Origin of the sequence: Nocardiopsis trehalosi NBRC 14201 (assembly GCF_001552555.1) — a bacterium.
Lineage (GTDB): Bacteria > Actinomycetota > Actinomycetes > Streptosporangiales > Streptosporangiaceae > Nocardiopsis_B > Nocardiopsis_B trehalosi.
The window spans coordinates 18,101-28,452 of record NZ_BCRK01000068.1 but is presented as its reverse complement, the minus strand read 5'-3'; the positions used below and the strand labels follow the sequence as shown (position 1 = coordinate 28,452).

The window sequence follows — 10,352 nt, the reverse complement described above, 5'->3', positions numbered from 1 at the left end:
GGGGGCGGCGGCCCCCGCCCCGCCCCCGTTCACAGCGGGGTGAGCAGGCGGTGCGGGACCCGGCCCGCCCGCCGCTACTTCTTCTTCTCGCCGGTGTCCTCGGTGGACAGCGCGGAGATGAACGCCTCCTGGGGGACCTCGACCCGGCCCACCATCTTCATCCGCTTCTTGCCCTCCTTCTGCTTCTCCAGCAGCTTGCGCTTGCGGCTGATGTCGCCGCCGTAGCACTTGGAGAGGACGTCCTTGCGGATGGCGCGGATGTTCTCGCGGGCGATCACCCGCGAACCCACCGCGGCCTGGATGGGCACCTCGAACTGCTGCCGGGGGATCAGCTCGCGCAGCTTCTTGGTCATCTCGACGCCGTAGGAGTACGCCTTCTCCTTGTGCACGATCGCGGAGAACGCGTCGACGGTCTCGCCCTGGAGCAGGATGTCGACCTTGACCAGGTCGGAGTCGTGCTCGCCCGAGGGCTCGTAGTCGAGGGAGGCGTACCCCTTGGTGCGCGACTTGAGCTGGTCGAAGAAGTCGAACACGATCTCGGCGAGCGGCAGCGTGTACCGCATCTCGACCCGGTCCTCCGACAGGTAGTCCATGCCCTGCAGCGCCCCGCGGCGCGCCTGGCACAGCTCCATGATCGGGCCCACGAAGTCGGCCGGGGACAGCAGCGTGGCCTTGACCACCGGCTCGAAGACCTTGTCGATCTTGCCCTCGGGGAACTCGCTGGGGTTGGTCACCACGTGCTCGGTGCCGTCCTCCATGACCACCCGGTAGACCACGTTGGGCGCCGTGGAGATCAGGTCGAGGTTGAACTCGCGCTCCAACCGGGCCCGGGTGATCTCCAGGTGCAGCAGCCCCAGGAACCCGCAGCGGAACCCGAAGCCCAGCGCCGCCGAGGTCTCCGGCTCGAACACCAGCGCGGCGTCGTTCAGCTGGAGCTTCTCCAGCGCGTCGCGCAGCACCGGGTAGTCGGTGCCCTCGATCGGGTAAAGGCCGGAGAACACCATCGGCTTGGGGTCCTGGTAGCCGGACAGCATCTCGGTGGCGCCCTTGGCGGCCGAGGTGACGGTGTCGCCCACCCGCGACTGGCGGACGTCCTTGACGCCGGTGATGAGGTAGCCGACCTCGCCCACGCCCAGGCCGTCGACCTTGGTGGGCTCGGGCGAGATGACCCCGACCTCCAGCATCTCGTGGGTGGTGCCGGTCGACATCATGGCGATACGCTCGCGCGTCGACAGCGCGCCGTCGATCACCCGCACGTAGGTGACCACGCCCCGGTAGGTGTCGTACACCGAGTCGAAGATCATCGCCCGCGCGGGGGCGTCGGGGTCGCCCACGGGCGGCGGCACCTGGCGGACGACCTCGTTGAGCAGGTCCTCGACGCCCTCGCCGGTCTTGGCGCTGACCCGCAGCACGTCGCCGGGGTCGCACCCGATGATGCCCGCCAGTTCGGCGGCGTACTTCTCGGGCTGGGCGGCGGGCAGGTCGATCTTGTTCAGCACCGGGATGATCGCGAGGTCGTTCTCCAGCGCCAGGTACAGGTTGGCGAGGGTCTGCGCCTCGATGCCCTGCGCGGCGTCGACCAGCAGCACCGCGCCCTCGCACGCGGCGAGCGACCGCGACACCTCGTAGCTGAAGTCGACGTGGCCGGGGGTGTCGATGAGGTTGAGGACGTAGGGGCGGTCGTCGACGGCGGTGAACGGCAGCCGGACCGCCTGCGACTTGATGGTGATGCCGCGCTCGCGCTCGATGTCCATGCGGTCGAGGTACTGGGCGCGCATCTGGCGGTCCTCGACGACCCCGGTCAACTGGAGCATGCGGTCGGCCAGAGTCGACTTGCCATGGTCGATGTGCGCGATGATGCAGAAGTTCCGGATCAGCGCGGGATCGGTCCGGTTCGGCTGTGGCACCGTGCTCCGTTCACGTTTCACTCGAAGGGGGCGGGCATCGTCGGGCCGCGGCGTGCGCACGGCGGGCCGCGGCCGGCCCTCCATGATCCCACGGCCGCCGTTGCGGCGCCGCCGCGGTGGACAATGGGGACCGCCGCACCCCTCAGGTTATGTGACGTCAGGAGACGCTCGTGAAGTGGTTTCTGCAGCGCCTGTTCGCGGCCGTCGCCGCGATCGTGGTCGTCGCGGTCGGCGCCGGCCTGGTCATCCGCGCCCAGTACTCGGGCGACCCCGAGCCGTGGGCGGTGTCCGACGGCACCAACGCGCTGTGGATGGGCCACGCCTGGGTCGACGGCCGCGCCGGCGACGCCGAACTCGCCGAACTGGCGCCGCGCATCACCGCCGGCCAGATCAGCGACGTCTACGTGCACGTCGGCCCACTGGAGTACGACGGCACCCTCGACCCCGCCCTGCGCCCCGAGGCCGAGGAGTTCCTCGACCGGTTCCGCGCCGCGCTGCCCGACGTGCGGGTGTCGGCGTGGGTGGGCCAGCGGGTCGAGCCGGGGCAGCTCGACCTCGGCGACGAGGAGACGCGGGCCCGCGTCGTCGAGGGCGTCCAGGACGTCGTGGCCGCCGGGTTCGACGGGGTGCACTACAACTTCGAGCCCGCCCCCGACCGCGGTGAGGGCCTGCTGTCGCTGCTCGACGCCACCCGCGAGGCGCTGCCCGAGGACGCGCTGATGTCGGCCGCCGTCCCGCAGATCGAGCCGCTGGCCGGGGTCTCCTTCCCCATCCGGCTGTTCGCGGGCAAGGACAAGTACTGGTCGACCCTCTACCTGGAGCAGGTCGCGGAGAAGCTCGACCAGGTCGCCGTCATGTCCTATGACACGGCGATGCCGATGGAGGGGCTGTACGGCGGGTTCGTCGCCCGCCAGACCCGGCTCGCCCTCGACACCGTGCCCGAGGACGTGCAGCTGTTCATGGGCGTGCCCGCCTACCCGGACGAGCACGCCACCCGCGACGCCGACGCCGAGACCCCCGCGACGGCGGTGCAGGCCATCCGGGTCGGCCTGTCCGACGCCGCCGAGCGGCGGGAGCGGTTCGGCACGGCCCTCTACGCCGAGCACTCCGCCACCGAGGCCGACTGGGCCGCCTACCAGGAGGGCTGGGTCGACGCGCGGGAGGAGTAGCGCGGGGAGCGACGGGAGGACGACGGGAAGGGCGGGAGCCGGGCGGGGCGGCCCGAGGAGTCGGCCGGGCGTTGCATAATGGAAGTCCGTGTCTCGGACGTTCCACGTTCGGTTTTGAGCCCCTCGGTTCACACACCCTGCGTCGGTACCCGCGAGGCCCCCCGCGGAACGGCTGCCCGCGGAGTCCGGCCCCCGGCATCGGCGCGTTCACCACAGCAACTGGAGCACGTTTTCGCATGGCGAACATCAAGTCGCAGAAGAAGCGCAACCGGCAGAACGAGAAGCGCCGGGTGCGCAACCAGGCGGTGCGCTCGTCCCTGAAGACGGCCATCCGCAAGTTCCGCGCTGCCGCCGAGGGTGGGGACGTCGAGCAGGCCACCACGCTCCAGCGCGCCGCCGCGCGCCAGCTGGACGTCGCCGTGAGCAAGGGCGTCATCCACAAGAACCAGGCCGCGAACCGCAAGAGCGCGATCGCCAAGCGCCTCGACCAGGTCCGCCAGGCCGCCTGAGGCACCCCATCGCCATGAGGCCGCTCCCCCACCGGGGGGGCGGCCTCAGCGCATATAGGCGGCCGACGACACACCGGACCCCCCACCCCGCGATGGGGCCGGGCCTCCGGTCCGCGCGGGCGCGCCCCACCGCGCGGACCCGGCGCCGCGCCGAGTCCGGTCCCGCGTCCGTCCCGCGTCGAGCCCGCGTCGAGCCCGCGTCCGGACCGAAAACGCTGGGGACCGGCCGGGCCGGGACATTAGCGTGGTCCCCGTGGACTTCACCTCGCTCCGCCTGAGCCTCTGGGACGACCCCGTCCTCCGCAACGAACTCATCGCCTGGGTCGAGGGCCGCCTCGCCGAACGGGGCGCGCACCTGCTGCCCGAGCCGCCGCGCGTCCGGGTGCGGCCGTGGTCGGCGACGGCCCGCTTCGCCACCTCCCTGGGGCCGGTCTGGTTCAAGGCCAACGCGCCCGGCGCCGAGTTCGAGGCGGCGCTCGCCGGGGCGCTGTACTCGTGGGTGCCGGGGCGGGTGCTGACGCCCCTGGGGGTCGACGTCAAGCGCGGGTGGACGCTCACCCCCGACGGCGGGACGAGCCTGCGCGACCAGATGGGCGCCCTGGACGACTTCGCCGTGTGGGAGGCGCTGCTCACGACCTACGGTGAGGTGCAGCGGGCCCTCGGCTCCCGGGTCCGCGACCTGCTGGCCCTGGACGTCCCCGACCTGCGCCCGGCGGCGCTGGGCCGCCGACTGGACGGCTTCCTCGCCTCGCCCGGTGTCGCGCGCGTCCTCGGCGACGACCATGACGCGCTGATCCGGCGGCGGGCGGAGTTCGACGACCGGTGCCGCGCGCTCGCCGAGAGCGGGGTGGGCGTCTCCATCGACCACTCCGATCTGCACGTCGGCAACGTGTTCGTGCAGGAGGGCGGGTACCGGTTCGCCGACTGGGGCGACGCCGCCGTGGCCCACCCCTTCACCAGCCTGATGGTGCCGCTGCGCTTCGTGGCGCGCGAACTCGGCGCGGACGCCCGGACCGTGGCGCGCCTGCGCGACGCCTACCTGGAGCCGTGGACGGGCGACCACACCCTCGCCGACCTGCGCGTCACCGTCCGCCGCGCGACCTCGCTGGCCCCGGTCAACCGCGCCCTGGCGTGGAGCCGCTGCTTCCCCGAGCTCCGCCCCCAGGTCGCCCCCGAGGAGGACACCCAGCAGGCCCTCTGGCTCCGCCTCCTCCTCAAACCCACCCCACCCCTCCCCCTCTGACCCCCGTCCCCACCCCACCCCGGCGTCCCGGCACCGGCCGACCCCGCCCGGGGGCGATCCGAGGGAGGACGGGAGCCGCGACGGGGTGCCGGGAGTTATCCACAGGCGCGAAAGTCGCCCTGGCAGAGGCGTGACGTGCTGCTTAGCGTTGGTGGTATGCCTCCCACGCCCCGGTTCCGCCGCCCGACCGACCCCACCGCCCTGCGTCGCCTGCACGCCCTGACCACTCCGCCCCCTCCCCGGCAGGCGACCCCGACCGTGTGCCCCCCGCCGGTCGATCAGCGCCGCCCGGGCCTCCCTGATCCCCCGCACTCGGCACCCGCGTCGCCTCTCCCTCCCGCGCCGAAGCCCTCGCACGACGCGCGACCACCGGGACAGGCGGTTCCCCCCACACCCCCGCCGCACACTGCGCACGCCGCCACTCCAGAACAGGCCACGACCGCACCCCTGCACCGGCCCGAGGGAATCACGGGCCAGGGCTCCGACCACCCGCCCTCTTCACACAGGCCGCCGCCGCAGGGCGGGACGCCCTCGGGCGGTGTGCCCGGTCGCCCGGTCTCGGGGGCGCCGCGTGGTCCCGCGTCCCGGGTGCCGTCCTCCGCAGGGGCGGACGCCCGCGCGCCGGAGCCCTGCCCAGCGACCACCGTGGTGCCGCTGCCTGGGCCGATCCCGGCCCCTCCGTACGCCGTGACCGCGCCGCCCCTCGCCACCCGCCGTCCCGTCCGCCCCCGCGATCTCCGTTCCGCTCCGACCGGACATCCACCCGTCTCCCGGCATGCGGAGCGGCGGTCGGCGGCCACGGCACCGGAGGGCCGTGGCACCGCACCGCCGAGGAGGCGGGGCCGGCACGCGGCGGCACCGGCCGTCGATCGAGACGCGGCACCCGTTGCGGTCGGCCACGGACGGCCACGGCGCCCCCACCCGCACGGCGCCGGTCCGGCCGATGGCCCGATCCCACCCCGGCCCCATGCCGCAGAACCCGGCGGCCACGCGCCCCCGTGGGCGGGAGCCCGCGCCGGTGCCCCGCCGGTGGACGGGTACCGGCCACCGCCGGGCGGTGGCGCCAGGACGCACGCAGGGCGCCCGGCGCTGCACGGCTCCGACGCTATGGCAGTGGGTGGCGGTCCCCCGGCATCATCCGGTGCCGCCGACATGGAAGCGGGCGGCGCCATGGCGCACCTCAGCGGCGGCATGCCGGTGGGCGGCCCCCAGGCGTCGCCCGGCGCCGACGACATGGGGGCGGGCGGCGGCCCCCAGGCACCGCCCGGTGCCGACGAGATGGGGACGGGCAAGGCCATGACGCACCCCAGCGGCGGCAGGGCGGTGGGCGGCCCCCTGGCGTCGCATGGTGGCGGTGACCCGTCGATGCGGGAGTACCGAGCCCCATTCCCCGACCGTGCCACGGCCGCCACCAGCGGATACGCGGCGCGGACCGGCGCCCGCGCCCCGGCAGCGGACGATCTCCGGAAGCCACCCGCCCACCCGGAGACGACGGCCACGGCATACCCGGAGCAACCCGGCGGCCGGGGCCCGGCGGCGCGCGGACGTCAGGAACCGTTCACCGGCCACGACGCGGCGGTGGAGGCATCGCCGGAGCCGTACGGCACCGACGCGGTCGGCGAGGGGGAACCGGGCGGGGCCGGCCTGCGGCGGCGTTCACCCGCCGACGCCGCACCCGGGCGGCGGTGGTCCGACCGGGCCCGGCCGTTCGGCGGACTGCACACCGTCGCCGCCGCTCCGCCCGGTTACGCGGAGGTCGACCCCGACCCCGAACGGCGCACGCCGCTCTCCGCCCTCCTCGCCCGCCTGCCGCCCGCGCTCCGCGCCCAGCCGCTGCTCACCCGGCCCGGGGTGCAGGGGTTGGCCGCCGTCTGCGTCATCGCGGTCCTGGCCACGGTGTGGGTGGCGCTGCGCGCCCGCCCCGAGATCCACCCGCCGCCCGAGCTGAGCGCGGGCACCGCACCCATGGCCACGCCCGGCTCCCCGGCCGCGTCCGCGCGCCCGCCCACCCCCGCCGGCCGGGTGACCGTCCACGTGGGCGGCGACGTCGAGACCCCCGGTGTCATCTCCCTTCCGGCGGGCTCCCGCGTCACCGACGCCATCGAGGCCGCAGGCGGCGCCACCGCCGACACCGAGGCCCTGAACCTGGCCCGCCCTCTGGTCGACGGCGAACAGATCCTCGTCGGCGCCTCCCCGCCCCCCGTCGCGGCGGCCCCGGGCGCACCCGCGCCGTCCGGTGGCCCGCCGACGACTCCGATCGACCTCAACACCGCCACTTCCGGGCAGCTCCAGGAACTCCCGGGCATCGGCCCGGTCCTGGCCGACCGGATCGTGGCCCACCGCACCGCGTCGGGCGGCTTCACCTCCGTGGACCAGCTCCAGGACGTCACCGGTATCGGCGAACAGCGCTTCGCCGAACTCGCCGACCTGGTCCGGGTGACCGCGCCCCCGTGACGCCCAGCGCCCGCGATTCCAGCCCCCGGCCCACCCCACTCGCGAAGGGCGCCGTGGCTACTCCGCCCACCGACCGCCGCACTCCGCTACCGCTCCGCCGAACTCCTCGCCCCCGGTCCGCGTGACCACCCACCCCCCGCGACGCCCAGCGCGCAGGACTCCGTCCCTGCCCACCCGGCTCGCGAAGGTTGCCGTGGTCACTCCGCTCACCGACCGCCGCGCTCCGAGGCCGTAGCCCGCCGACACCGACGGCCGCACCGCACCATGCGGCGCAGCGCGGTGCCGCCGTCGGTGTCGGTGCCGCCATCAGTGTCGGTGGCGTGCCGCCGCACCAGCGTGGTGGCCTCGGCGCGCGGCGCCGCCTCGACCAGGGCGGCGCCCCACCCCTCGGGGCCGCCCCGCACGGCCGGGGCCAACCGCGCTCCGCACCGTGGACCACTGACCGCAGACGACCGACCAGGGAGGGAGGGGACGGCCGTGTGGACGGGCGGGACCGATGTGGTCGAGGGCGATGAGCGCGAGGTCCCCGATCTGCGGCTCGTGGCCCCGGCGGTGGCCACGTGGGTGTGCGCGGGCGGGCTGCTCGGGGCGCGGTCGGCGACCGCGCTCGCCACCGGAGCGCTGCTCGCCGCCCTGGCGGCGGTGGTCGCGGTCGCGCTGCGGCGGCCGTCGGCGGAGCAGTGGGCGGCCCCGGTGCTGGCCGTCCTCGTGTGCGCGGCCGCAGCCGCGTTCGCGACCGGCGGCCGCCTCGCGGCACTGGAGGACGACCCCGTCACGGCGATCGCCGCACGCGAGGACCACGCCGGGCTGCGCGTGGTCGTCACCGGCGACCCGCGCCCGCGCGCCGACCCCCATCGGCCCGGCCCGCCGCGCTTCGTCCTCGACGCGCGCGCCGTCCGGGTCGACCACCGGGACCGCCGCGCGGACACCCGCGTCCCCGTGGTGCTGCTCGCCTCCGGCGCCGCGTGGCAGCGCATGCTGCCGGGGCACGAGGCCGACATCACCGGGAAGCTCCTACCGGCCGGGCGTGGTGACCTCGTCGGCGCGCTCGTGGCGGTGAGCGGCGCCCCCGACCGGGTCCGGCCGCCGCCCGCCCACCAGCGCTGGGCCGGCGACGTCCGCGCCCGGCTGCGCGCGGCGGCGTCGGGGCTGCCCGCACCGGCCGACGGCCTGGTCCCGGCGATGGTCGTGGGCGACACCTCGGCCCTGGCACCCGCCACGATCGAGGAGTTCCGCGCCACGGGGATGACCCACCTGCTCACCGTCTCGGGGACCAACCTCGCCGTGCTCACGGCCCTCGCCCTCGCCCTGGGCCGGTGGGCGCGGTGGCCTCCGTGGGCCGTCGCCGCCGGGGGCGCCGCGCTGATCACCGTGTTCGTGCTCGTCGCCCGCCCCGAGCCCAGCGTGCTCCGGGCGGCGGGCATGGCCGCGGTCGCCCTGCTGGCCCTGACCCTTGGGCGGCGGCGGGTGGGCCTGTCGGCGCTGGCGGCGACGGTCATCGCGCTGCTGCTGTTCGCCCCCGACCTCGCCCGGTCGTTCGGGTTCGCCCTGTCCGTCCTCGCCACCGGCGGCATCATCGCCCTCGCCCCCGGGTGGCGCGACCGGTGGTCGACCCGGCTGCCCCGGTGGCTGGCGGAGTCGGCGGCGGTGGCGCTCGCCGCGCACGCCGCCTGCGCCCCGGTCCTGGTGCTGCTGTCGGCCGAGGTGAGCTGGGTCTCGATACCGGCGAACGCGGTGGCCGGCCCGCTGGCCCCGGTCGTGACGGTGGGCGGGTTCGCGGTGGCGGGTGCCGCTCTGGTGTGGCCGGCGGGCGCCGCCCTCGCCGCATGGGTGCCGGGCGCGGCCGCCCTGGGGGTCGGTGCGGTGGCGTCGGCGGGGGCGGCGGTGCCCGGCGGCGCCGTCGAGTGGCGCGGCGACGTCGTGGGCGCGCTCGGCCTGGCCCTCCTGGTGGTGGCGGCGCTGGTGCTGCGCGGGCGCGCCCGGCGGGCAGCGGCGGCCGTGGTGGCGGCGGTGGTGGTGACCGCCGTCGCGGTGCGGTGCGCGGCTCCGGCGTGGCCACCGCCCGGGTGGGCCGTGGTGGCGTGCGACGTCGGGCAGGGCGACGCCCTGGTGCTGGCCGCCGCCGATGGCGGGGCGGTCGTCGTCGACACCGGCCCCGATCCGGCGGCGGTCGACCGGTGCCTGAGCGACCTCGGGGTCGGCGGGGTCGCCCTGCTGGTCGTCACCCACGGCGACACCGACCACGCGGGCGGCACCCCCGGCCTGTCCGGTCGGCGGGTGGCGGCCGTGCTCACCCCGCCCGGGATCGGCTCCCACCCCGCCCTCGGCGAGGTGCGCGCCGCCGGGGCGGCCGTCCGGACGGCTGCGGCCGGGCAGCGGTGGACCGCCCCGCCGTGGACCTTCGACGTGCTGTGGCCGCGTGCGGGCGCCCGCTACACGGGCAACGACACGAGCGTGGTGCTGCTGGCCCGGTGGGCTCCCCCACCGGACGCCGGCGCCGCCCCGATGAGCGTGCTGCTCACCGGCGACATCGAGGAGGCCCCGCAGCGGTCCCTGCTCGCCGCCGGCGCGATCCGCGGTGTGGACGTGCTGAAGACCCCCCACCACGGGGCGCGCGGCCAGGAGCCCGCGTTCCTCGCCGCCACCCGCGCCCGGGTCACGCTCACCTCGGTGGGCGCGGAGAACCCCTACGGCCACCCGGCGCCCGAGACGTGGGCGGCGCTGGAGGCGCTGACCCCCGCCAACCACCGCACGGACCTGCACGGCGACATCGCGGTCGTCCCGTCAAGCGACGGCCCGTCCGTCGTCCGCCGCGGCCCCACGGGACGATGACCGCCGTCCGGGCCTCCGAAGTCGGGGCCCCCGGCCGGAGACGCACGCGTGGACGCCGGCGTCGCGCGTCACACGGAGGCGATGAGCCGCTCCACCAGGTGCGGGCGGCGCTCGGTCCTGGGGGGGCGGTGGGGGCACGATGAGGGTGGCCATCCCCAAGACGGCGGCCCCGCCGTCGTGGGTGTGCGCCCGCTGGCGGGAAGTCCCTCGTCCGCCGTGGGCAGCGGGGCGGGCGGTC

The 10,352-nt window shown here is 76.0% G+C and carries 7 protein-coding genes; 5 read left to right on the top strand and 2 right to left on the bottom strand.

Annotated features, from left to right (window positions below; translation table 11 throughout):
- Positions 1–74: 74 nt before the first annotated feature.
- Entirely contained in the window at positions 75–1,907 is a 1,833-nt protein-coding gene (lepA, locus tag NT8_RS14080; protein ID WP_067968966.1) for a translation elongation factor 4, read from the bottom strand.
- A 170-nt stretch (positions 1,908–2,077) separates the two neighbouring features.
- Between lepA and NT8_RS14075 the strand changes: the two genes are divergently transcribed.
- The 4 genes from NT8_RS14075 to NT8_RS14060 all read left to right on the top strand — a co-directional run bounded on the left by NT8_RS14075 (position 2,078) and on the right by NT8_RS14060 (position 7,282).
- The gene (locus NT8_RS14075; RefSeq protein ID WP_067968963.1) at positions 2,078–3,076 is read left to right on the top strand and encodes a glycoside hydrolase family 18 protein; all 999 of its coding nucleotides are present in this window, start codon (positions 2,078–2,080) and stop codon (positions 3,074–3,076) included.
- Between the two features lie 236 nt (positions 3,077–3,312).
- Complete coding sequence (gene rpsT / locus NT8_RS14070) at positions 3,313–3,585, top strand: 30S ribosomal protein S20 (RefSeq protein WP_067968960.1); 273 nt, start codon at positions 3,313–3,315, stop codon at positions 3,583–3,585.
- A gap of 253 nt (positions 3,586–3,838) precedes the next feature.
- Positions 3,839–4,828 (top strand): phosphotransferase family protein, encoded by a 990-nt coding sequence (locus tag NT8_RS14065; protein WP_245646177.1) that lies wholly within the window; start codon positions 3,839–3,841, stop codon positions 4,826–4,828.
- Positions 4,829–5,998: 1,170 nt separating this feature from the next.
- On the top strand, positions 5,999–7,282 hold the full coding sequence (locus NT8_RS14060) for a helix-hairpin-helix domain-containing protein (protein WP_245646176.1): 1,284 nt from the start codon (positions 5,999–6,001) through the stop codon (positions 7,280–7,282).
- Positions 7,283–7,488: 206 nt separating this feature from the next.
- Here the strand turns inward: NT8_RS14060 and NT8_RS30850 are convergent, their stop codons facing one another.
- A complete protein-coding gene (locus NT8_RS30850) occupies positions 7,489–7,698 on the bottom strand; it encodes a hypothetical protein (RefSeq protein WP_067968954.1) in 210 nt (69 codons plus the stop codon).
- 61 nt (positions 7,699–7,759) lie between these two features.
- Here NT8_RS30850 and NT8_RS14050 point away from each other — a divergent pair, with 61 nt between their 5' ends.
- Positions 7,760–10,114: a ComEC/Rec2 family competence protein gene (locus NT8_RS14050; protein ID WP_067968951.1), complete on the top strand. Its 2,355-nt coding sequence runs from the start codon at positions 7,760–7,762 to the stop codon at positions 10,112–10,114.
- Positions 10,115–10,352 lie beyond the last annotated feature (238 nt).